At 66.7% G+C, this 22,951-nt stretch carries 22 protein-coding genes and 1 tRNA gene; 10 read left to right on the top strand and 13 right to left on the bottom strand.

What is annotated here, in order from left to right; genetic code table 11:
- Window positions 1–129 precede the first annotated feature (129 nt).
- From ACUVYZ_RS10120 to mgtE, 5 genes are read left to right on the top strand one after another with little or no spacing between them, the layout of a single operon-like run.
- Window positions 130–2,478: a DNA internalization-related competence protein ComEC/Rec2 gene (locus tag ACUVYZ_RS10120; protein WP_439934407.1), complete on the top strand. Its 2,349-nt coding sequence runs from the start codon at window positions 130–132 to the stop codon at window positions 2,476–2,478.
- Window positions 2,479–2,532: 54 nt separating this feature from the next.
- Entirely contained in the window at window positions 2,533–4,719 is a 2,187-nt protein-coding gene (locus ACUVYZ_RS10115; protein WP_439934408.1) for a RelA/SpoT family protein, read from the top strand.
- Between the two features lie 41 nt (window positions 4,720–4,760).
- Window positions 4,761–5,600 (top strand): mechanosensitive ion channel family protein, encoded by an 840-nt coding sequence (locus ACUVYZ_RS10110; protein ID WP_439934409.1) that lies wholly within the window; start codon window positions 4,761–4,763, stop codon window positions 5,598–5,600.
- Between the two features lies 1 nt (window position 5,601).
- Window positions 5,602–6,441 (top strand): magnesium transporter MgtE N-terminal domain-containing protein, encoded by an 840-nt coding sequence (locus tag ACUVYZ_RS10105; protein WP_439934410.1) that lies wholly within the window; start codon window positions 5,602–5,604, stop codon window positions 6,439–6,441.
- Window positions 6,431–7,744 (top strand): magnesium transporter, encoded by a 1,314-nt coding sequence (mgtE, locus tag ACUVYZ_RS10100; RefSeq protein WP_439934411.1) that lies wholly within the window; start codon window positions 6,431–6,433, stop codon window positions 7,742–7,744. The genes ACUVYZ_RS10105 and mgtE overlap by 11 nt, the downstream gene beginning before the upstream one ends.
- 18 nt (window positions 7,745–7,762) lie before the next feature.
- On the opposite strand, the gene ACUVYZ_RS10095 is transcribed toward mgtE, so the two are convergent.
- From ACUVYZ_RS10095 to urtA, 13 genes are all read right to left on the bottom strand, one after another.
- A complete protein-coding gene (locus ACUVYZ_RS10095; protein ID WP_439934412.1) occupies window positions 7,763–8,362 on the bottom strand; it encodes a HupE/UreJ family protein in 600 nt (199 codons plus the stop codon).
- A gap of 28 nt (window positions 8,363–8,390) precedes the next feature.
- Window positions 8,391–9,032, bottom strand: a complete 642-nt coding sequence (gene ureG / locus ACUVYZ_RS10090) for an urease accessory protein UreG (RefSeq protein ID WP_439934413.1) — start codon at window positions 9,030–9,032, stop codon at window positions 8,391–8,393.
- Window positions 9,033–9,044: 12 nt separating this feature from the next.
- On the bottom strand, window positions 9,045–9,734 hold the full coding sequence (locus tag ACUVYZ_RS10085; RefSeq protein WP_439934414.1) for an urease accessory protein UreF: 690 nt from the start codon (window positions 9,732–9,734) through the stop codon (window positions 9,045–9,047).
- A 2-nt stretch (window positions 9,735–9,736) separates the two neighbouring features.
- Window positions 9,737–10,204, bottom strand: coding sequence for an urease accessory protein UreE (gene ureE / locus ACUVYZ_RS10080; protein WP_439934415.1), 468 nt, complete (start codon window positions 10,202–10,204; stop codon window positions 9,737–9,739).
- A 4-nt stretch (window positions 10,205–10,208) separates the two neighbouring features.
- Entirely contained in the window at window positions 10,209–11,975 is a 1,767-nt protein-coding gene (ureC, locus tag ACUVYZ_RS10075; protein WP_439934416.1) for an urease subunit alpha, read from the bottom strand.
- Window positions 11,972–12,280: an urease subunit beta gene (locus tag ACUVYZ_RS10070; protein ID WP_439934417.1), complete on the bottom strand. Its 309-nt coding sequence runs from the start codon at window positions 12,278–12,280 to the stop codon at window positions 11,972–11,974. The genes ureC and ACUVYZ_RS10070 overlap by 4 nt, the downstream gene beginning before the upstream one ends.
- Before the next feature lie 14 nt (window positions 12,281–12,294).
- Window positions 12,295–12,597, bottom strand: coding sequence for an urease subunit gamma (gene ureA / locus ACUVYZ_RS10065; RefSeq protein ID WP_147799866.1), 303 nt, complete (start codon window positions 12,595–12,597; stop codon window positions 12,295–12,297).
- Between the two features lie 45 nt (window positions 12,598–12,642).
- Window positions 12,643–13,488 carry an urease accessory protein UreD gene (locus tag ACUVYZ_RS10060; RefSeq protein ID WP_439934418.1) on the bottom strand — a complete coding sequence of 282 codons (846 nt, stop codon included), beginning with the start codon at window positions 13,486–13,488 and terminating at the stop codon, window positions 12,643–12,645.
- Between the two features lie 7 nt (window positions 13,489–13,495).
- Window positions 13,496–14,188 carry an urea ABC transporter ATP-binding subunit UrtE gene (gene urtE / locus ACUVYZ_RS10055; protein WP_439934419.1) on the bottom strand — a complete coding sequence of 231 codons (693 nt, stop codon included), beginning with the start codon at window positions 14,186–14,188 and terminating at the stop codon, window positions 13,496–13,498.
- Window positions 14,189–14,274: 86 nt separating this feature from the next.
- Complete coding sequence (urtD, locus tag ACUVYZ_RS10050) at window positions 14,275–15,090, bottom strand: urea ABC transporter ATP-binding protein UrtD (RefSeq protein ID WP_439934420.1); 816 nt, start codon at window positions 15,088–15,090, stop codon at window positions 14,275–14,277.
- 11 nt (window positions 15,091–15,101) lie between these two features.
- On the bottom strand, window positions 15,102–16,205 hold the full coding sequence (gene urtC, locus ACUVYZ_RS10045) for an urea ABC transporter permease subunit UrtC (RefSeq protein ID WP_439934421.1): 1,104 nt from the start codon (window positions 16,203–16,205) through the stop codon (window positions 15,102–15,104).
- 3 nt (window positions 16,206–16,208) lie between these two features.
- Window positions 16,209–17,747, bottom strand: coding sequence for an urea ABC transporter permease subunit UrtB (gene urtB, locus ACUVYZ_RS10040; protein ID WP_439934449.1), 1,539 nt, complete (start codon window positions 17,745–17,747; stop codon window positions 16,209–16,211).
- A 147-nt stretch (window positions 17,748–17,894) separates the two neighbouring features.
- The gene (urtA, locus tag ACUVYZ_RS10035) at window positions 17,895–19,154 is read right to left on the bottom strand and encodes an urea ABC transporter substrate-binding protein (RefSeq protein ID WP_147799861.1); all 1,260 of its coding nucleotides are present in this window, start codon (window positions 19,152–19,154) and stop codon (window positions 17,895–17,897) included.
- Window positions 19,155–19,487: 333 nt separating this feature from the next.
- On the opposite strand from urtA, the gene ACUVYZ_RS10030 reads away from it, so the two are divergent.
- The 5 genes from ACUVYZ_RS10030 (at window position 19,488) to rplT (ending at window position 22,872) form a co-directional block, all read left to right on the top strand.
- Window positions 19,488–19,564, top strand: a tRNA-Val gene (locus ACUVYZ_RS10030).
- A 129-nt stretch (window positions 19,565–19,693) separates the two neighbouring features.
- Entirely contained in the window at window positions 19,694–21,613 is a 1,920-nt protein-coding gene (gene thrS / locus ACUVYZ_RS10025; RefSeq protein WP_439934422.1) for a threonine--tRNA ligase, read from the top strand.
- Between the two features lie 55 nt (window positions 21,614–21,668).
- The gene (gene infC / locus ACUVYZ_RS10020; protein ID WP_439934423.1) at window positions 21,669–22,208 is read left to right on the top strand and encodes a translation initiation factor IF-3; all 540 of its coding nucleotides are present in this window, start codon (window positions 21,669–21,671) and stop codon (window positions 22,206–22,208) included.
- A 94-nt stretch (window positions 22,209–22,302) separates the two neighbouring features.
- A complete protein-coding gene (gene rpmI, locus ACUVYZ_RS10015) occupies window positions 22,303–22,500 on the top strand; it encodes a 50S ribosomal protein L35 (protein ID WP_439934450.1) in 198 nt (65 codons plus the stop codon).
- Window positions 22,501–22,512: 12 nt separating this feature from the next.
- Entirely contained in the window at window positions 22,513–22,872 is a 360-nt protein-coding gene (gene rplT, locus ACUVYZ_RS10010; RefSeq protein WP_439934424.1) for a 50S ribosomal protein L20, read from the top strand.
- Window positions 22,873–22,951 lie beyond the last annotated feature (79 nt).

The following is a 22,951-nucleotide window of genomic DNA, read 5'->3' as shown; positions in this document are numbered from 1 at the left end:
CGTGAACCCGCAGGCCGGCGCCGGACGGGACAAGGAGCGTGGCCCTGGGCGCGAGGCGAAGATCAATCTTACACTAAGGGACCTCTGAACAAGTCCCGCGCGGCGCAACTTCGGGTAAATTGACGGCCCGTGCGCGTCGCGGTGCTCGCCTTTCTTTTGGGAACTTTCCTGCTCCAGCAGCAGGCGTCCCTTCCCGACCGGCGCTGGCTTTGGCTCGCGCCCGTGGCCTTCGCTTTGGGCTGGGCTGCCGCTGGGAGCCGGTGTCCCTGGCGGCGGAGCGTGGGGCTCGCGGCGGCGGGCCTCGTCCTCGGCTTTCTGTGGGGTCAGCTTCGCGCCGACCTGCGGCTCGCGGACGCCCTCGCTCCCGAGTGGGAAGGCCGGGACGTGGAAGTGGAAGGCGTGGTGGCGAGCTTGCCGCGGCGACTGGAGTACGGCACCCGGTTCGAGTTCCAGGTGCGAGACCGGTTCCCGGCGGAGGCCGAGGTACCGGCGCGGCTCCTCCTCACCTGGCCCCGGCGGGAGAACGAGGACGGGGCCTGGGTCCCGCCCGTCAGGGGCGGGGAGCGCTGGCGTTTCACCGTCCGGCTGCGTCGTCCCCACGGCACGGCCAACCCCCACGGGTTCGACTACGAGGCCTGGCTCCTGGAGCGGGGGGTCCGCGCCACCGGCACCGTGCGGGAACGCTTGCCGAGCGCCCGGCTCGGCGTGGACGGCGGGCCCTCGTCCCGGGTGCTGCGGGCCCGGGAAGCGGTACGGGAGCGCCTGTACGGGGTACTCGGGGTTCGCCCCTACGCCGGCGTGATCGTCGCCCTTGCCATCGGCGACCAGGACGCGATCCCCCGCAGCCAGTGGGAGGTCTTCACCCGCACCGGGGTGAACCATCTCATGAGCATTTCCGGATTGCACGTCACCCTGGTCTCGGGCCTGGTGTTTGGCCTGGTCCGGGCCCTGTGGCGGCGCGTACCCGGGCTCGCTCTGCGGCTGCCGGCGGCGAAGGCGGGGATCGCGGCGGGCGCCGCCGCGGCCCTCGCCTACGCCTTGCTGGCCGGCTTCGCGGTGCCCACCCAGAGGACCTTCTACATGCTGGCGGTGGTGGCCCTGGCCCTCTGGACCGGGCGGGTCGAGTCCCCTTCCCGGGTCCTGGCGGCCGCCCTGTTCGTGGTCATGGCCCTGGACCCCTGGGCCGTCCTGTCCCCCGGGTTCTGGCTTTCCTTCGGCGCCGTGGCCGCCATCTTCTACGTGGCTTCGGGCCGCATCGGGACGCCGCCGCGCCTCGTCCAATGGGCGCGCATTCAGGGCGCGGTGACCCTGGCGCTCCTGCCCCTGCTCCTCGCCCTTTTCCAGCAGTTCTCGGTGATCTCCCCCATCGCCAACGCCCTGGCGATTCCCCTGGTGAGCCTGGGGGTGGTGCCCCTCACCTTGGCGGGGGCGCTCCTTCCCCTGGACTTCTTGCTCATCGCCGCCCATGAGGCCATGGCGGCCGGCGGCGCGGCGCTGGCCTGGTTCGCCGCGTTGCCGGCCGCGGTGTGGCAGCAGCACGCACCGCCCGGGTGGAGCGTACCCCTGGCCGTCGCCGGGCTGTTGTGGCTCCTGCTCCCCAAGGGTTTTCCCGCCCGCTGGGTGGGGGTGGTGCTGCTCCTGCCCCTGGGGCTTACGGCCGCGCCGCGGCCCGGTCCCGGGGAGCTGTGGGTGGACGTGCTGGACGTGGGCCAGGGGCTGGCGGTGGTGGCGCGCACGGAGAACCACGCCCTGGTGTACGACACTGGACCCGCCTTCGGACCGGACGCGGACAGCGGCGAGCGAGTGGTGGTGCCTTTCCTGCGGGGGGAGGGGATCCGGCGCCTGGACGCCCTGGTCGTAAGCCACGACGACGCGGACCACGCGGGGGGAACTCGTTCGGTGCTGGCGGCGCTGCCCGTCGCCCGGATGTGGTCGTCCCTGCCCGAGGGCCATCCCCTCCGGGGCGCCGCCTCCGAGCATCGCGTCTGCCGGGCGGGGGAAGGCTGGGACTGGGACGGGGTGCGCTTCGAGTTCTTGAGCCCTGAGACCTCGGACTACGCCGATCCGCGCCGAGACGACAACGCCCTGAGCTGCGTGCTCCGCATCGCCGCCGCTGGCGGCAGTGTGCTGCTGCCGGGGGACATCGGGCGGGCCGTCGAACGGCGCCTAGTGCAAGCCTATGGCCCGGGGCTCGACGTCACCCTGCTCATCGCGCCCCACCACGGCAGCGGCGGCTCCTCGTCGCCTGCGTTCGTGGCCGCTACCCGACCCGAGACGGTGGTGTTCACGGCAGGCTATCGCAATCCTTTCCGCCATCCCCGCCCCGACGTGGTGGAGCGTTACCGGGCGCTCGGTGCGGCGGCTTTCCGCAGCGACCGGGACGGGGCGGTGCGGGCGCACTTCGGGCCGCAGCCCGGCATGGAGATCGTCGCCCATCGCCAGGTGTCGCGGCGCTACTGGCACGCTGCCGAGCGCTGAGGGATCTAGCTCGCGACCGTGCCCGGCCCGCCCGGGCAAAGCCTTCGTGTCATAATGAATTCCGTGATTTTGACCAGCGCACCGAACTCCGCCGCGCTCGAGGCGCGGCTTCCCGCCGCGATGACCGCGGTGCTTCCTCGGCTCGGCGCTTCCGAGGCAGCGCTGCTCGGCCGGGCGCTGGAGAAGGCGCGAGCCCTCTACGGCGACGCCCGACGGCCGACCGGGGAAGGGCTGCTGGAGCACGCGCTGGGGGTCATGGAGATCCTCAACCTGTTGCGGCTCGACTCGGACGCCCTGGCGGCGGCGCTCCTCATGGACGCCCACGGCCGGCTGGAAAACGCCGCGGAAAGGCTCGCGGCGGAGTTCTCCCCCGCCATCGCCCGGCTCACGGAAGGGGTCGCCCGCATGGGCCAGATCCACGCCCTTTCCGGCACCGCCGCCCAGCAGGGGCAGGCAGAAGCCCTGCGCAAGATGCTGCTCGCCATGGTGGAGGACCTGCGGGTGGTGCTGATCAAGCTGGCTGACCAGCTCCAGACCCTGCGGGCCCTGGCGATGTCGGAGACCCCCGACGAAGCTGCCCGGGCGATCGCCCGGGAGACGCTGGATATCTTCGCCCCGCTGGCCAACCGGCTCGGGGTGTGGCAGCTCAAGTGGGAGCTGGAGGACCGGGCCTTCTCCCTCCTGGAGCCCGCTCTCTACAGGAAAATCGCCGCCCAGCTCGACGAGCGGCGGGTGGATCGGGAACGCTACATCGGGCGCGTGGTCGCGGCCCTCAAGGAGGAGCTGGCCCGCGCCGGGGTCCAGGCCGAGATCACCGGGCGGCCCAAGCACATTTACAGCATCGTCAAAAAAATGCGCCGCAAGCGGGTGCCTTTCGAGGAGATCTACGACGCCCGGGCGGTGCGCATCCTGGTGAAGGAGGTGAAGGACTGCTACACGGCGCTGGGGGTAGTGCACAACCTGTGGACGCCGATCCCCAAGGAGTTCGACGACTACATCGCCAAGCCCAAGGGCAACCACTACCGCTCGCTCCATACCGCCGTCATCGGCCCGGAGGGCAAGGCGTTGGAAGTGCAGATCCGCACCTTCGAGATGCACCAGCACTCGGAGCTCGGGGTGGCCGCCCACTGGCGCTACAAGGAAGGCGGGCGGGAGGATCCCCGCTACGACGACAAGATCGCCTGGGTGCGGCAACTCCTGGAGTGGAAGGAGGAGCTCGCCGACAGCGCGGAGCTGGCCGAGCAGTTCAAGACCGCCCTCTTCCAGGACACGGTCTACGTGCTCACCCCCCAGGGGCGGGTAATCGACTTGCCCCGGGGCTCGACTCCGGTGGATTTCGCCTACGCCGTGCACACCGACCTGGGGCACCGCTGCCGCGGCGCCCGGGTGAATGGGGCCATCGTGCCCCTCACCTATCGCCTGGAGAACGGCCAGCGGGTGGAGATCATCGCCGCCAAGCAGGGCGGGCCGTCCCGGGACTGGCTGAATCCCGAGCTGGGCTACCTCCGCAGCCCCCGCGCCCGGGCCAAGGTGCGCCAGTATTTCAAGAGCCAGGAGCTGGCCCAGACCCTGGCCGAGGGCCGGGCGATCGTGGAGCGGGAGCTCTCCCGCCGGGGCCTGGCGGCCATGGGCCTGGAGCAGGTGGCCCAGCGGCTCCATTTCTCCAAGGTGGAGGACCTCTTCGCGGCGGTGGCCCGGGGGGACGTGAACCACCGGGCCCTGGCCCAGGCCCTGGGGGAAAAAACCGCCCCGGCGGCGCCGGAAGAAGCGCTGGGGCCGCGGCCCCAGGCCGCCCCTTCCGCCACGGGCATCCTGGTGGGCGGGGTGGGGGATCTGCTCACCGTTTTCGCCCGCTGCTGCCGGCCGGCGCCCCCCGACCCGATCCTCGGTTACGTGACCCGCGGCCGCGGGGTGTCGGTCCACCGGCGGGGCTGCGCCACCCTCGCCAAGCTGATCGAGCGCCATCCCGACCGGGTGATGGACGCCGCCTGGCGGGTGCGCGAGGGCATGACCTTCGAGACCGACGTGGTGGTGGAAGCGAACGACCGGCCGGGCCTGCTGCGGGACATCTACGAGGTGGTGGCCCGGGAGCGGATCAACATCACCGCGGCCAACACCCACACCCGGGGCTCCGTGGCGCACATGTTCTTCACCCTGCGCGTTGCCAACCTGGAACAGCTGAAGCGCCTGCTCGCCCTGGTGAGGGAGGTGCCTGGCGTGGTGCATGCGGTCCGGCACTAGAACCGGGAACCTCCGGGTTGCTTAAGAGGGAGGGAAAACCCATGACGGCGTGGGAGAGACTCGGCGCGTCCCTGGAGAACGCCTTCCTGCAGGTGGGGGAGCGTCTCGCCAGTACCGCGCCTAACCTTCTCGGCGCGGTAGCGCTCCTGTTGGCGGGCTGGCTCGCGGCCCGCCTCCTGCGGGGAGGGGCGGTGCGGCTGATCGGCGTGCTGGAGCTGTTGCTTTACCGGCTGTCCCGGACCCGCGGAGTCGAGCCGCCCCGCATCCCCTCCGCCACGGCGGAAGGGGTGGGCAGCGTCCTGTTCTGGGTGGTGATCCTCTTCTTCGCCGCCGCGGCCACCCACGTGCTGGGCTTGGACGTTTTTTCCTCCTGGCTCGCGGGGCTGGTGGCCTACGTGCCGACCCTGGCAGCGGGGGTCCTGATCATCCTGGCCGGCGTGCTCCTGTCGGGCCTCGCCCGGGACCTGACCGCGGCGACTTTGTCCACCCTATCGGAAGCCCAGCGGGCGCTGCTCGCCCGCATCGTCCAGATCACCATTCTCACGACCGCCGTGGTGATCGGCGCCGACCAGATCGGGGTCAAGATTACCTTCTTAGTGATCCTGGCCGCCGTGGTGATGGCCGCCATGATCGGCGGCGTGGCCCTCGCGGTGAGCCTAGGGGCGCGGGCCTACGTGGCCAACCTGATCGGCGCCCACTACCTGCGCCAGGCCTTCGGCGTGGGGCAGCGCATCCGGGTGGCCGGACTGGAAGGGACGATCCTGGATCTTACCCCCGTGTCTATCGTGCTCGATGCTGAGGAAGGCCGGATTACCGTTCCGGCCAAGGTGTTTAACGAGGAGCCCATCGTGCTGCTCACCGACCGGGGTGGGGAAGCCTGAGGTGAACGGGCTCACACTAACCTTTGTGGAAGGGCATCCGGCGGATGCGGCCCGGGTGCTAGAGGGTCTGCCCGCGCCCGAAAGCGCTGCTTTTGTGGCGCGGCTGCCGGCGCGGCTCGGCGCACTGCTTCTTCGGTATATGGCGCCCCTTTACGGCGGGAGGCTGCTCGCGCTGCTGGACGACAAAACCGCCGTTGCCCTGGTGGAGCGCCTCAGCCCCCACGAAGCGGCCGGGTTGCTCCAGCAGCTCTCGAGTGAACGCCAGGCCCGGCTGCTCCAGGCGCTGCCGGTCGCCACGGCGGTGGCCCTGCGCCTGCTGATCGGCTATCCCCGCGGCACCTGTGGCGCGGCGATGGATCCCTGGCCCCCGACGGCATCTCCCGGTACCCTGGCGGAGGAGGCGCTTGCGCAGGTGCGCGCCTTCGACGGGGACCCGGGCGATGCCCTGCTCGTGGTTAACGGACAGCGGCGCTTACTGGGGGTCGTGCCCCTGGCGGTACTGGTCAAGGCGACGCCGAGGGACACCTTGATGAAACTGATGCGGCCCCCTGTCCATGCGGTGTCGGCGCTCGCCACTCTGGCCTCGGTGGCGCAGCATTCCGGGTGGGCCGAGTTCCACGCGCTGCCGGTGGTGGAGCGGGACAATCGGCTCGTGGGCCGATTGCACCGGAGCGCGGTCAACCCGGCGCGGCAGCCGCCCTTGGAGGCCGCCGAAGGCCACCTAGGCGCCGGGCTTGCCGCTGCCTACTGGCAGGTGCTGGCCGCCCTGGCCCAAATGGTGGTGGGAGTCCTACCCGCCATACAACCTATCGACGGAACGAGGAAATCCGATGAGCGCTGACGCCCGACTCCCAGCGGAAGCGGCTCTGGAGAGCCGCTATCTCAAGGACTATCCCCGGGAGGCTGCTCGCCGCCTGGAGGCCATGCCCGCCGCGGAGGCGGCGGAGGTGATCGCCGCCCAGCCCCCCGCCCTGGTGGTGCCGGTGTGGGAACTGTTGGCAGCGGACGTGCAGGAGCGGCTGCTGGAGCGGCTGCCCGAGGCCACGGTGGCGCGGCTTCTCTCGGAGATGGACCCGCCGCTCGCCGCCGAGCTGCTATTGGACCTGGAAGCGGAAGCCCGGACCCACTGGCTCGCCCACATGGATCCGGCGGCGGCTCGGCTGGCGGAGCGGCTGATGGCTTATCCCCCCGACTCGGCGGGCAGGCTCATGGATCCCCGGGTGTTGGGCTTCCGAGCTGACATGACTGTGGCGGAAGCGCTTGCCCGGATGAGGGGATTCCGCCGAACCCGGGCCCTGCGGGAGCTGTTCCTCGTGAACGAGGAAGGGCATCTGGCCGGCCGGGTGGAGCTGCAGGACCTGGCGGTGGCGCCGCCGGAGGAGAGCTTGGCCCAGCTCTCCCGCCCGGTGACGGCGGCGGTGCTGGATCTGGCGCCCAGGGAGGAGGTGGTGGAGCGGATCGAGCAACACCGGGTCCCGGCCCTGCCGGTGGTGAACGTGGCCGGGCGCCTGATCGGTGTGATCCACCAGGGCGCCCTGGTCACGGCGCTCCAGGAGGAGGTGAGCGTGGACATCCAGACCATGGTGGGGGCGAGCAAGGACGAGCGGGCCCTGTCGAAGGTGTCCTTCGCCGTGGTGAAGCGCCTGCCCTGGTTGCACGTCAACCTGGCCACCGCCTTCCTGGCCGCCTCGGTGGTGGGGCTGTTCGAGGACACCATCGCCAAGGTCACTGCCCTGGCGGTGTTGATGCCCGTGGTGGCGGGTCAGTCGGGCAACGCAGGCGGCCAGGCCCTGGCGGTCACCATGCGCGGGCTGGCCCTGCGGGAGATCAGCCCGCGGCATCTTTCGTGGGTGGTGTTCAAGGAGATCCGGGTGGGGCTCCTGAACGGCCTGGCGGTGGCGGCCACCTGCGCCTTGGGGGTGTACCTGTGGAGCGGTTCCCCCGGGCTGGTGGCGGTCATCGCCGCGGCCATGGTGGTGTCCATGGTGGCTGCCGGACTCGCAGGGGCGTCGATCCCTATCCTGCTCACTCGCCTGGGACAGGATCCGGCCCAATCCTCCACCATCTTCCTCACCGCCGTGACTGACGTGGTGGGGTTTCTGTCCTTCCTAGGGGTGGCCAGCCTATCTCAGGGATGGCTCTGACCTTGCCGGTTCGGCGGTCTAGAAGACGGCGAGCAGAAACACCAAGCCTGCAGTGGTGGCAGAGGCTCCCGCCAACGGCAGCAGCATCCGCAGCCGTCCTGCTTGAGCGCTTCCTACCCAGGCCATGCCAATACCCATGCCAATCAATAGGACGCTCGCCAGCATAAAGCCGGCGACGTACGCTAGAGCATCCCCAGCCACCGGCATTTTCACCCCATGGGCATAGCCATGAATGATGGCGAACGTCGCGGCGATAGCGCTGGCGAAGGCAGTAGGTGGCTGGACCGCGTGCAGAATCAATAGGCCGAGCACTACGCTGGAGAGCGCAACGCCGGCCTCTGTGCCCGGCAGCGGGATTCCCCACGCTCCGATGAGCCAGCCACCGAGCGTCGCCGCAAGAAACCAAGCCAGAAGCCGCGGCCTTCCCCGAGAACCGAGCTGGGCGGCCCAAACCCCCACGGCCACCATGGCTACCATATGGTCCAGGCCGAGGACCGGGTGCAGGAAGCCGACGCTGAAAGACGCGAGCTCGTCATGGCCCGTGTGGGCGATGGCGATTCCGCCAAGGCCGCTGATCGTGAACAGGACGATGAGTGTCAGAAAGTTTTTGGACGTCATTCGCTGGCCTCCAAGAAGAAAAGAAAAATCAAGGTGTCGGTTGAGTCGGGGCAGAACGGGGCGTCAGCATGCCGTGGGTCTCGATAAACGCAATGATGGCCTCAAGGCCCTGACCGGTCTTCAAGTTGCTGAAGACGAAGGGCCTCGGACCGCGCATGCGGCGCGCATCCTGCGCCATCACTTCCAGCGACGCCCCCACGAGCGGCGCGAGGTCGATCTTGTTGATGATCAGCAGATCCGACCTGGTGATTCCAGGCCCGCCCTTGCGTGGGATCTTGTCGCCTGCGGCCACGTCGATCACGTACAGGGTCAGGTCGGAGAGTTCCGGGCTGAAGGTGGCCGCCAGGTTGTCGCCGCCGCTTTCCACGAACACGATGTCCAGCGCCGGGAAAGCGTGACTGAGTCGGGCCACCGCCTCCAGGTTGATGGAGGCGTCCTCGCGGATCGCGGTATGAGGGCAGCCGCCCGTCTCCACGCCGATGATCCGCTCGGGGGCAAGCGCCTCGTGGCGCACCAGGAACTGGGCGTCCTCCTTCGTGTAGATGTCGTTGGTCACGACCGCGATCTCGTAGCGGTCCCGAAGGGCGCGGCACAGGGCGAGGGTGAGCGCGGTCTTGCCGGAGCCTACCGGGCCGCCGATGCCGACGCGCAGAGGCTGATTGCGGCTCATGGGGTGACCTCCTCAAGATCTGAACAACCGGCTGTATTGGGTCTCGTGGCGGCAGCTGGCGAGGGCGAAGGCCGGGGCGAAGTTGCTGAAAGCGTGGTCGTCCAGCCGGATCGATCGGCGCGCGACTTCTTCGATGCGCGTGCCCAACGCGAGCAGCAGCCGCTGGCCGGCGCTCTGCCCCAGCGGCACCGTCTTGATCGCCACCATGACTTGGTTTTCAGCCCACGCCCAAAGGTAGGCAGCCACGGCTTCAAAGGTGGGCAATCCCCACGCGGCCGCCACCCATCCCCAGGCCGTCGGGTACGCCGGCTCGGGGATGGACTCGAGCCTCGCCAGCTCGGCCTCGTCGAAGGCGTCGAGCTCTCGGACGAGGCGCACCAGGGAATAGCCCATCTGCAGCGTCTCCGCCCGCAACTCCGCCGTTTCGCGGCTCGCCACGAACCAGGCATTCAGCTCGGCTGCGGCTCGATCGTCGCGGGCTCTCCAGGCGGTCATGAGTCGCGCCAGCAGGGGCGCTTCGAAAGAGCCCACGACAAATTCCAGCAGGTCCGCAACCCAACGGCCGGCGCTTTGCTCGTCGTGCACCGTTCCCTCGGCCACGGCCCATTCCAGCCCCTGGGAGTAGGTGTACCCGCCCACTGGCAACGCGGGGCTCGCCAGCTGCAATAACCTGGATAGAGAGGCACCATATCTCGCGGTCATCGTCATTCGAAATGATGAATCGCGGGCCGGCCCTTTCCGTGGCCGTGTCCGTGGCGGTAGGCGCCACCCTCGGGCTCAAACGGCGCCACCACTTCCGTCACCCGGGCGCCGAGACCCACGAGCATTTGTTCGAGCACCGCGTCGGCCGCAAAGCGTAGCCATTGCGGCCCCACTTCTACAGCCACATGGCGATTGCCGAGGTGATAGGCCAGGCGGGCCAATTGCGCCGGATCCTCACTGCGGGCTTCCATGAGCCGCTCGGGGGCCGCCACCACTTCCACCACGCGCCCGTCATTCCCGAGCAGCCGGTCACCACCGCGCAGCACCGTGCCGGGCTCAAGGAACAGGCCCGCTTCTTCGCCGGTTTCCAGGCGCGTGCGCAAGCGGCTTCTGCAGCGCAGTTCGAACGGCAGCACCAGCCGCTCGGTGGGAGGCTCGGGACCCTCGTAGCGCCGTTCGATCACGAGCATGCTTTCAGAATAAAAAGTATCGCTGCGCCATGGGCAGCACGTGCGCCGGCTCGCAGACGAGGAGCTCCCCGTCTGCGCGTACCTCATAGGTTTCCGGATCCACTTCGACCCTGGGCGCGTAATCATTGTGGATCATGTCCCGTTTGCTGAGGGTGCGGGTGCCGCGCACGGGCTCCAGAGGCTTCCTTAACCCGAGCGCACGCAGTTGTGGGTCGTCCAGCGCCGCTTGTGACACGAAGGTGACCGAGGTGCGCAGCGCGGCACCGAAGGCGGCGAACATGGGCCGGTAGTGCACCGGTTGCGGGGTGGGAATGGACGCATTGGGATCTCCCATGGCGGCCGCCGCGATCATGCCGCCTTTGAGCACCAATGCCGGCTTGACGCCGAAGAAGGCTGGCCGCCACAGCACCAGGTCGGCGAGCTTGCCTTTTTCCACGGAGCCCACCAAGTGGGCGATGCCATGGGTGATGGCCGGATTGATGGTGTACTTGGCCACGTATCGCTTGACGCGAAAGTTGTCATTCCTGGGATTTTCCTGCACCGCAGGGTCAGACGTTTTCATCGCTTCCTGGGAAAGGGGGTGGAGGCGAGGGCCAGGGGGCGCAAGCCAGCCGCGCTGCACCTTCATCTTGTGGGCCGTCTGCCAGGTGCGCTGAATCACCTCGCCCACCCGGCCCATGGCCTGGGAGTCGGACGAGATCATGCTGAAGGCCCCGAGATCGTGGAGAATGTCCTCTGCCGCGATGGTCTCGCGGCGAATGCGGGATTCGGCGAACGCCACGTCTTCGGCGATGCTGGGATCCAGGTGGTGGCACACCATGAGCATGTCCAGATGCTCGTCGACGGTGTTGACCGTGTACGGCCGCGTTGGGTTGGTGGAGGAGGGCAGCACGTTGGGCTCGCCGCAGGCGCGAATGATATCCGGCGCGTGGCCGCCCCCGGCCCCCTCGGTGTGGTAGGTATGGATAGTACGCCCCTTGAACGCGCGCAGGGTGGTCTCGACAAAGCCGGATTCATTGAGCGTATCGGTGTGGATCGCCACCTGAATGTCCATTTCGTCGGCGACGTTCAGGCAGTTGTCGATGGCCGCCGGCGTGGTCCCCCAATCCTCGTGGAGCTTCAGCCCCATGGCGCCGGCCCGCACCTGTTCCTTGAGCGGCTCCGGCAGGCTGGCGTTGCCCTTGCCGAGAAAGCCCAGGTTCACGGGAAAGGCTTCCGCCGCGGCCAACATCGATCGGATATGCCAGGGGCCAGGGGTGCAGGTGGTGGCCTTGGTGCCGGTCGCGGGCCCCGTGCCGCCGCCGATCATGGTGGTGATGCCGGACATCAATGCCTCTTCGATCTGCTGGGGGCAGATGAAGTGAATGTGGGCGTCGACGCCGCCTGCTGTTACGATCATGCCTTCGCCGGCGATGATCTCGGTCGCCGGCCCGATGACGATGTCCACGCCGGGCTGGATGTCGGGATTGCCCGCCTTGCCGATGCCAGCGATGCGTCCGCCCTTGATGCCGATGTCCGCCTTGACGATGCCCCAGTGGTCCACGATCAGGGCGTTGGTGATCACCGTGTCGGCGACCTCGCCAGCGGTGCGCGGGCTCTGGCCCATGCCGTCGCGGATGACCTTGCCGCCGCCGAATTTGACCTCTTCGCCGTATACGGTGAAGTCCCTTTCCACTTCGATCCAGAGCTCCGTGTCCGCCAGGCGGACACGGTCGCCCACGGTGGGTCCGAACATCTCGGCATACGCTTGACGGGAGATCTGGGCGCTCATCTCAGTCTCCCCATCACTTTGCCGGCGAACCCGTACACTTTCCGCTCACCGCCCAGGGCCACCAGCTCCACGGTACGGCTCTGACCAGGCTCGAACCGTACTGCGGTGCCGGCGGGGATGTTGAGCCGGAAGCCGTACGCCGCTTGGCGATCGAACCTCAGCGCCTCGTTGGTCTCGAAGAAGTGATAATGGGACCCGACCTGGATGGGCCGGTCGCCGGTATTCGCCACCTCCAGGGTGACCGTGGCGCGGCCCGCGTTCAACTCGATTTCGCCGGGCTGCACGTGGATTTCGCCGGGAATCATCGGACGCTCCGTTTTCAAACGATCGGATTGTGGACGGTGACCAGCTTGGTGCCGTCGGGGAAAGTGGCTTCTACCTGGATCTCGGGGATCATCTCGGCCACGCCTTCCATCACGTCCTCGCGCTTGAGCAGGGTGGCGCCCCAGCGCATGAGCTCGGCCACGCTCCGGCCGTCGCGAGCGCCTTCCATGATGGCAGCGCTGAGGTAAGCGACCGCTTCCGGGTAATTGAGCTTCAGTCCCCGGGCCTTGCGCCGCTCGGCCAGAAGCGCTGCCGTGAAGACCAACAGTTTGTCTTTCTCTCTCGGTGTCAGCTCCATGCGATTTCCTCCCGCATTAAGTCCTGCCGTGCGGTCCCTGGATGATCAAGTGTTCCAGATCCGCGGCGGACACGCCGCCCGCCCGCACAGAGCCGGGCGGATCAATGCCCACAACTGGCCGAAATACCGGCGCGCAGCCTGCCCGCTCGGACCGAGAAAGCGCGCCACCAGCAGCCCCGGGAGCGCAGTGATGCCGCCCGCGCAGCCTTGCGCCGGCGCCACGTCTCGGCAGCGCTCCAGCAGCTCCGGCGGGATGTGATCGGCGACCGCGAGCAGCGTGCCGCAGACCGGCTGGCCGGCGAGGCCCGCCGGCGATGTCAGTACCGGTCCGCCACCCGCCAGAATTCCTTGTTCCAGCCACAAGGGTCGCCCGTTGCGCCACAGCCGGGTGCTGAGCTTCACGGTGCCGCGGGAGAAACGCTCGCCTCGCGCCGTGCGTCCCAGGCACAGGATCTCCCAGCCGATGTAGCGGCTGCGCTCCTTTAGATGCACGTCGCAATGCATGACAGCACGCGCTTGATCGAACACAATGGTCTCTTGGGGCAGCCATTCCAGCGTTGCATCATCTTCCACGTCGAAGCGCAGCCGCTGAGCCGCTTCTGGACCCGCGGAACGGTACCACTTGTTGGCTCCGGGGGTGGTGAGGAGCGCATGGGCGCCCGACATCAACTGTACGCAGAGATCCAGCCGGTCGCCTCCAGCCAGTCCTGCGGGCGGGTGCAGTGGCACTGTGTGGCAGACGGCTTCTCCTTCCGGGTAGAACGGCTTCTGGACCGCCAAGGGACCCGAGTGGGCGCGCTCCACCAGCCGCGTGCGCGGGCCATCCCTGTCGTAGCGCAACGTGAGCGCTCCATGCCATCCCGTGGCGGCAACCTGCTCGCGGGGAATCATCCCCGAATTATACGGCGAGGTAGCCTCGCACGTTGTCGCGGTCCATGTCGGCTCCCGCGCCGCGCTTGACGATTTCGCCGCGTTCCATGACCAGGTACTGGTCGGCCAGCGAGCGGGCGAAATCGTAGTACTGCTCCACCAACAGGATGGCCATTTCACCGCCTTCGGCGAGCGTGCGGATCGCGCGCTCGATGTCCTTGATCAGGGAGGGTTGGATCCCCTCGGTCGGCTCGTCCAGGATGAGCATCTTCGGCGTCATGGCGAGCGCTCGGCCGATGGCAAGCTGCTGCTGTTGGCCGCCGGAGAGGTCGCCCCCGCGGCGCCTGAGCATGGTCTTGAGCGCGGGAAACAGCTCGAAAATGCGCGCCGGAAGCGGCGTTGCCGGATGGCGCGAAGCAAGCCCCATGCGCAAGTTCTCCTCCACCGTGAGTCGGGGAAAAATCTCCCGCCCCTGAGGCACGTATCCGATGCCGGTCCGCGCGCGCCGGTGCGAAGGGCAGCGGGTGATATCCTGCCCGGCGAAGCGGATGGTACCCGAAGCTGCCGGGATGACGCCCATCAGGCACTTGAGCAGAGTGGTTTTGCCCACGCCGTTGCGGCCCAGCAGCGCCGTCACCTTCCCTGGCGGCACCTCGAAGCTCACGTCGCGCAGGATGTGGCTTCCGCCGTAGAACTGGTTGAGATTTTCAACGCTCAGCATATGGGCGTTTAACCGCGGGCAGAGGCGGAGAAAACAACTTTCTCGCGTTTTTCGAATGGAAGCTCCATACCTCGGCGGTCAAGGATTCAGCGTCCAAGATACACCTCGACCACCCGCGGGTCGTTCTGCACTGTCTCCATGGAACCTTCGGTCAGCACGCTGCCTTCATGCAGGACGGTGACCTTGCGTGCGATGTGGCTGACGAACTTCATGTCGTGCTCCACCACGATCAGGGAGTGGCGGCCAGCGAGGGAAATGAACAGCTCTGCGGTGCGCTCCGTTTCCTCGTCCGTCATTCCCGCCACCGGCTCGTCCAGCAGCAACAGCTTGGGCTCTTGCATCAGGAGCATGCCGATTTCCAACCACTGCTTCTGGCCGTGGGACAAGAGCCCGGCCGGGCGGTCCGCCTGATCGGCCAGTTGCACCAGGCGCAGCGTTTCCGCAATGCGGTCGCGCTGGACGTCGTCCAGCTCGGCGAATAGGCTGGCAAACACGCCCTTGTCGGTTTTCATCGCCAGCTCCAGGTTTTCGAACACCGTATGTTGCTCGAACACGGTGGGCTTTTGGAACTTGCGTCCGATGCCGACTTGGGCGATTTCCGGCTCGGTGAGGCGCGTCAGGTCGATGGTCTGGCCGAAGAACGCTTTTCCCTTGTCCGGGCGCGTCTTGCCGCTGATCACGTCCATCATGGTAGTCTTGCCGGCGCCGTTGGGGCCGATGACGCATCGCAGCTCCCCCGCGTCGATGACCAGGTTGAGGTCGTTGAGGGCTTTGAACCCATCGAAGCTGACGCTGATGTTTTCCAGGTAGAGGATGGTGCCGTGGGAGATATCCAGCTCGCCCGGCTGCAGGACGTGACCGAAGGCGGTCGAGCCGCTGGCGGCGCTGTGGTCAACGGCCATGCTTCCGGCTTTCATGGTTTGCGTGCCGCGAGTTGCTGCACGAGCCCGACGATTCCGCGCGGCATGAAGAGCGTCACCGCGATGAACAGAAGCCCTAGGAAATAGAGCCAGAACTCGGGGAACGTCACCGTGAACCAACTCTTCGCCCCGTTGACGATGCCGGCGCCCACGAGCGCGCCGATGAGCGTTCCGCGGCCGCCGACGGCAACCCAGATGGCGATCTCGATCGAGTTGGCGGGCGACATCTCGCTGGGGTTGATGATGCCCACCTGCGGCACGTACAGGGCCCCGGCGATGCCGCAGATGACGGCGGAGAGCGTCCAGATGAACAGCTTGTAGTGCAAAGGGTTGTAGCCGGAGAACATGATCCGGCTCTCGGCGTCGCGGATGGCGGTCAGCACCCGGCCCAGCTTGGAAGTGACGATGAAGCGCGCGGCGATCAGCGTCAAGAGGAGCGCGGCTCCGGTGACCATGAACAGCGCCATACGGGTTTCGGGGGTCGCGATGGGAAAGCCGAGGATGCGCTTGAAATCGGTGAATCCGTTATTGCCCCCGAAGCCGGTCTCGTTGCGGAAGAACAGCAGCATGGCGGCGAAGGTGAGGGCCTGGGTGATGATGGAAAAGTACACGCCCTTGATGCGGGAGCGAAACGCGAAATAGCCGAATACAAAGGCGAGCAGTCCTGGCACCAGCACCACGAGCAGCGCCGCGTACCAGAACTGGTCAGTGTTCCACCAGTGCCAGGGGAGCTCTTTCCAGTCCAGAAAGACCATGAAGTCTGGAAGATCGCTTTGGTAATGGCCGTCGCGGCCGATCTGACGCATGAGATACATGCCCATGGCGTAGCCGCCGAGGGCGAAAAACAGGCCGTGGCCCAGACTCAGGATGCCGGCGTAGCCCCAGATGAGGTCCAGGGCGAGTGCGACCATGGCGTAGCACATGATTTTGCCGATAAGCGTCACGAGGTAGTCTGGGATGTGCAGCGGACTTCCGGCGGGCACTGCCAGGTTGAGGATCGGGAACAGGACCAGCAAGATGGCGGCGGCGAGCGCTACCGAGGTCCAGCCGGCCGGACCGTAGAGACGTCCCAGGCGGACGCAGAAGGGCGTGCGCATCGGTCAGCTCTCCGCGGTCCGCCCTTTCAGGGCAAACAGGCCCTGGGGTCGTTTCTGGATGAACAGGATGATGAAGACCAGCACGGCGATCTTGGCCAGCACGGCGCCTTGCCATGCTTCGAGGAACTTGTTCACGACGCCAAGGCCGAGCGCTGCGTAGACCGTGCCGGCGAGCTGCCCGACGCCGCCCAACACCACGACCATGAAGGAGTCCACAATGTAGGCTTGGCCGAGGTCGGGTCCGACGTTGCCGATCTGGGAAAGGGCGCACCCCGCGAGCCCGGCGATGCCGGCGCCCAAGCCGAAAGCGTAGGTGTCCACCCGCGCGGTGGGGACGCCGCAGCAGCCCGCCATGGACCGATTCTGCGTGACGGCGCGGATGAACAGACCGAGGCGGGTTCGGGCGAGCAGCACGGCCACCAGCAGGACGACCATGCCGGCGAACAGGATGATGACGATCCGGTTGTAGGGCAACACCACGTTGCTCATCAGTTCTACACCGCCCGACATCCAGGACGGGTTCTCGACCTGGACGTTCTGGGCGCCGAAGAGCGTGCGGACTCCTTGGATCAGGATCAGGCTGATGCCCCAGGTGGCGAGCAGCGTCTCCAGGGGCCGCCCGTACAGGTGGCGGATCACGCTGCGTTCCAATGCGATGCCGACGAGGGCCGAAGTGACGAACGCCGCCGGGGCGGCGCACAGCAGGTAGAAGTCGAACGCATGGGGCAGATGGCTGCGGAACAGGTTCTGCACCACGTAGGTGGCGTAGGCGCCCACCATGATGAGCTCGCCATGGGCCAGGTTGATGACGCCCATGAGGCCGTAGGTGATGGCAAGTCCCAAGGCGGCGAGCAGCAGGATGCTGCCCAGGCTCACACCGCTGAAGACCTGGGCCGCCCGCTCGCCCATCGCCAGCCGGCTCTCCACCGCCCGCAAGGATTTTTCGGCCTCGGCGCGCACGGTGGGATCGGGCTCGGCGTAGCCATCGGCTTTTTTCGCCAGCAAAGCGAGCAGCAGCGTCCGGGTGTTGGGATCGCTGCTGGCGGCAAGCGTCCTGACGGCGGAGAGGCGGGTGGCCGGATCGGGGCTGGCCAGCTGCAGTCCGGCCTGGGCCAGTTGCAGCTTTTCTTTGATCCGGGGGTCGGTCTCCTGGGCGAGGGCCCGGGAGATCGCCGGCAGCAGCGATTCGTCCGCGCCGGCTTGCAGCGCCTGTGCCGCCGCCAGGCGCTCGGCGCGGTTTTTGGAAAACAGCTTAAGGCTGGCGATGGCGGTCGCCAGTTCGCTGCGAATCCGGTTGTTGACGACCACCTCGTCGAGCTGTTCCGGCGTCGGCTCCACTTTCCCGCCTGTGGCCGCGTCGATGACCGCACCGTCTTTGACGATGAGCACCCGGCCATCGGGGGTCGTGTGGAGCTCGGCGTTTTCCAGGGCCTGGAGCACCGGCAGCGCCGAGTGGTCGCCTCCTGCCGCGATTTCGCGAATCGCGGCGATCTTCTCGTCACTGTCGCCGAAGGCCAGGGCCTGGAGCCGTTGCGGCGCCATCGCCAGCGCGCAGAGCGGCAGTAGCGACAGGATGGGGGCGATGAGATGCAGCAGTCGTTTCACGACGCTATGAGGCCCAGGAAGCAGGTTCAGGCAAAAGGGGAAACGCCGCGGCCCGGAAGCGTCCCGGCCGCGGGCGGGCACAACTTACTTCTTCTCCGGTTCGTCTTTCTTCTTATCGTTGCCGGGGATGTAGGGGCTCCACGGCTGGGCCTTGACGAGGCCCTTGCTTTTCCACACCACGTTGAATTGGCCGTCCGCCCGCACTTCGCCGATGAACACCGGCTTATGGAGGTGGTGGTTTTTTTCGTCCATTTTCACGGTGAAGCCGGAAGGGGCCTTGAAGGTCTGGCCCGCCATGGCGGCGATGACTTTATCGACATCGGTCGTCCTGGCCTTTTCCACCGCCTGCTTCCACATGTGGATGCCGATGTAGGTGGCCTCCATCGGATCGTTGGTGATGGGTTTGTCCCGGTGGCCGGGCAGGTTTTTCGCCTTGGCGTACGCCGCCCATTTCTTGATGAATTCTTCGTTGGTCGGATTCTTGAGCGACATGAAGTAGTTCCACGCCGCCAGGTGACCCACCAGCGGCTTGGTGTCGACGCCCCGCAGCTCTTCCTCCCCGACCGAGAACGCCACCACCGGCACGTCGGTGGCCTTCAAGCCCTGGTTGCCGAGTTCCTTGTAAAACGGCACGTTGGAGTCGCCATTGATCGTGGAGATCACCGCCGTCTTTCCGCCCTGGGCGAACTTCTTGATGTTGCCGACGATGGTCTGGTAGTCGGTGTGCCCGAACGGCGTGTAGACTTCCTCGATGTCCGACTCCTTGACCCCTTTCGACTTGAGGAAGGCGCGCAGGATCTTGTTGGTGGTGCGGGGATACACGTAATCCGTGCCAAGGAGGAAGAAGCGTTTGGCACCGCCGCCTTCCTTGCTCATCAGGTATTCGACCGCGGGAATCGCCTGCTGGTTAGGAGCGGCCCCGGTGTAGAAGACGTTGTAGGACAGCTCCTCGCCCTCGTACTGGACGGGATAGAAAAGCAGCCCGTTGAGCTCTTCGAACACGGGCAGCACGGATTTGCGTGATACCGAGGTCCAGCAGCCGAAGACGACGGCCACCTTGTCCTGGGTAAGGAGCTGGCGCGCTTTCTCGGCGAACAGGGGCCAGTTGGAGGCCGGGTCCACCACCACGGGCTCCAGTTTTTTGCCCAAGACCCCGCCCTTGGCGTTGATTTCCTCGATGGTCATCAGGGCGACGTCCTTCAGCACCGTCTCGCTGATGGCCATGGTGCCCGAGAGCGAGTGCAGGATTCCTACCTTGATGGTCTCGGCAGCCTGCAGGGGCGCAGCCCACCAGAGGGCAGCCGCCAGGCCGAGCGCCGTTTTCAAGAATTGCTTCCGGTTCATCGTGCTCCCCTTGTGAGGACGAGTGATGTGGGTGCTCAATCTCCGCGTGAGTGAACCTCTGCCCTTTGCAGGGCGGCGGTTCGACGCCCCTGTCCGCAACAACCATGCCAGTCGGAGGACTGGCGTCAAAGACGTTGTGTTTCAGCTGATTGCGGCGAGCCGCCGATGCCCTTGGCCGTGCCGGGCGACGGGGCGGCGCGCCCGTCTTTGGTGCGCCCGCGGCGAGCGTGCACTGGTTTGGGGCGGGGTGGGGCTTCGGGCCTGGGGTGAGGCCATCGCGTGCGCTTCCGGTTTGATGGCACACCCGGTTTCCGGTAGAATTCAGGGCGTTTCAGGCGCGTAGCTCAGCTGGTTAGAGCATCACCTTGACATGGTGGGGGTCGGTGGTTCGAGTCCACTCGCGCCTACCAGCCTCTTGCAGGTTGCCCATGTCGTTCCGAACTCGCATGACGACCGACGCTTGAGAAAAGGGGTCGAGCCCCGCTCAAAGAAGGGTGCGGCTCGGCCGCACTTTTTTTGCGCCCCGGGAGAGGATTTCCATGTCGGTCGTCATCACGCTGCCCGACAAGTCGCAAAAGACGTTCGACCAGCCGGTGACCGTGGCGGAAGTCGCCGCGGCCATTGGCCCGGGTCTTGCGCGCGCCGCCCTCGCCGGCCGGGTCAACGGGCGGCTGGTGGACACTTCCTACCGTATCGAGTCCGACGCTGAGGTGGCCATCGTCACGGACAAGGACCCCGAGGGGCTGGAGATCCTACGCCACTCCACGGCCCATCTCCTGGCCCACGCGGTGAAGGAGCTCTTTCCCGACGCCCAGGTGACTATCGGCCCGGTGATCCAAAACGGCTTCTACTACGACTTCGCCTACAAGCGTCCCTTCACCCCTGAGGACCTGGAGGCGATCGAAAAGCGCATGGCGGAGATCGCCCAAAGGGACTACCCAGTGGAACGCCAGGTGCTCCCCCGGGACGCGGCGATCAGGTTCTTCCGCGAACAGGGCGAAGAGTACAAGGCCCGGATCATCGAGGCGATCCCCGAGGGGGAGGAAATCTCTCTGTACCGCCAGGATGGATTCACGGATCTATGCCGGGGGCCCCACGTGCCCTCCACCGGCCGGCTCAAGGTCTTCAAGCTGCTCAAGGTGGCGGGGGCTTACTGGCGGGGCGACGCGCGCAACGAGATGCTGCAGCGGATCTACGGCACCGCCTGGGGAAAAAAGGAAGACCAGGAGCGCTATCTCAAGGCCCTGGAAGAGGCGGAGAAGCGCGACCACCGTCGGCTCGGGCGCCAGCTGGATCTGTTTCACACCCAGGACGAGGCGCCAGGAATGGTGTTCTGGCATCCTAAGGGATGGGCCGTGTGGCAGCAGGTGGAACAGTACATGCGCCGGGTGTACGTGGAAAACGGCTATCAGGAAGTGCGCTGCCCCCAGATCCTGGACGTCAGCCTGTGGCAGCGTTCGGGCCACTGGGACAATTTCCACGAGAACATGTTCTTCACCGCGTCCGAAAACCGGCAATACGCGGTGAAGCCGATGAACTGCCCGGGTCATATCCAGATCTTCAACAGTGCGCTACGCAGCTATCGGGACCTGCCGCTGCGCTACGGAGAGTTCGGCTCCTGTCACCGCAACGAGCCTTCCGGGGCGCTGCACGGGCTCATGCGGGTGCGGGCCTTCACCCAGGACGATGGCCACATCTTCTGCACCTCGGAGCAGATCGAGCCCGAGGTGGTGGCGTTCCACCGCCTGGCCCTGAGCGTCTACGCCGATTTCGGCTTCGACGAGGTCACCATCAAGCTGGCCCTGCGGCCCGAGAAGCGGATCGGCTCCGACGCGATCTGGGACCAGGCGGAAGGGGCGTTGCGGGCGGCGCTCGCCGCCTGCGGCGTGCAATGGGAGGAGCTTCCCGGCGAAGGAGCCTTTTACGGCCCCAAGATCGAATACCATCTCCAGGACTCCATCGGCCGCTCGTGGCAGTGCGGAACCATCCAGGTGGACTTCGCAATGCCCCAGCGCCTGGGGGCGGAGTACGTGGCGGAGGACAACACCCGCAAGACGCCGGTCATGCTCCACCGGGCCATCCTGGGCTCCATGGAGCGGTTCATCGGCATCCTGATCGAGCACTACGCCGGGGCGTTTCCCCTATGGCTCGCCCCCGTCCAGGCGGTGGTGATGAACATCTCCGAAGGCCAGGCGGCTTACGCCCGGGAGGTGGGCGAGGTGCTGCGGCGCCGGGGGCTGCGGGTGGAATGCGACTTGAGGAACGAAAAAATAACCTATAAAATTCGCGAACATAGTTTGCAGAAAGTGCCGTTCCAGCTCGTTGTCGGGGACAAGGAGGTGGCGGCGCGGAAAGTGGCGGTGCGCGCGCGAGGCAACCAGGACCTGGGGGCGATGACCCTAGAAGGATTCTGGAACCTGGTCGAGCGGGAACTGGCCAAGAAGGGGCGCACTGGATGAGGGCTGTGGCCGCCGCGCGTATCGACGAGCGGAGCGCGGCGGGCCGCAGCTTTTTTTGACTTGGAGGGCTGACGCTATCGTTCAAGAGAAACAGCACCGGATCAACGGCGAGATCACCGCGCCCGAGGTCCGACTGATCGGCGTAAACGGCGAGCAGATCGGCATCGTGAGCCTGGCCACCGCCCAGCAAATGGCGGAGGAAGCTGAGCTGGACCTGGTGGAAATCGCGCCGCAGGCGAAGCCCCCGGTTTGTCGCATCATGGACTACGGGAAGTTCAAGTACCGGGAGAGCAAGAAGCGACACGAAGCCAGGCTCAAGCAGAAGCAGATCCAAGTCAAGGAGATCAAGTTCCGGCCGGGAACCGACGAAGGGGACTACCAGATCAAGCTGCGCAACCTGGTTCGTTTCCTCCAGGAAGGGGATAAAGCGAAGGTGACGCTGCGTTTCCGCGGGCGCGAGATGGCCCACCAGGAGATCGGCGTGCGGCTGCTCGAGCGGGTGAAGGCGGACCTGGAACCCTACGGCATGGTAGAACAGTTTCCCAAGATGGAAGGGCGGCAGATGGTGATGGTGCTGTCGCCCAAGAAGAAGTGAGCGGCCCAAGGTAAGGATCGCTATACAAGCGGCGCCGGGTCATGAAGCGTCCGCCCATGCGGGCCGCCCGGCGAGCGAAGAAAGGAGAGTGAAAGTGCCCAAACTCAAGACCAAGCGCGGCGCCGCCAAGCGCTTCAAAGTGCTGGGCGGCGGCGGGATCAAGCGCACCAAATCCCACCTGCGCCACATCCTCACCAAGAAGTCGCGCAAGCGCAAACGCAACCTGCGCGGGACGACCATGATTCACCCGGCCGACAAGGCCCTGGTGAAGAACATGCTGCCGTACGCGTAAAGGAGCGCACCCATGCCGAGAGTCAAACGTGGAGTCACGGCGCGCGCCCGCCACAAGAAGGTACTCGCCCAGGCCAAGGGCTACCGGGGCCGCCGCAAGAATGTGTTCCGGGTCGCCACCCAGGCGGTGATGAAGGCGGGGCAGTACGCCTACCGGGACCGCCGCCAGCGCAAGCGCCAGTTTAGGGCCCTGTGGATCGCCCGCATCAACGCCGCAGCGCGGGAGTGCGGTCTCACCTACAGCGCCTTCATGAACGGGCTGAAAAAGGCCTCCATCGAGATCGACCGCAAGGTGCTGGCCGATCTCGCGGTATTGGACAAGCCGGCCTTCGCCCGCATCGCGGAGCAAGCCAAGGCGAGCCTCGGCACCTGAGGGATTGCCCGGCCCCGGGGGCTTGAAGCCTCCCTTTTTGTTCGCGGGCGGGCCCGAGAAACCCATGGTTCAGCCGTTG

The sequence above is a fragment of the Pelomicrobium sp. P1 genome (genome assembly GCF_052805615.1).
The sequence above is the reverse complement of the archived record's forward strand: the minus strand, read 5'-3'. Positions and strand labels throughout refer to the sequence as shown.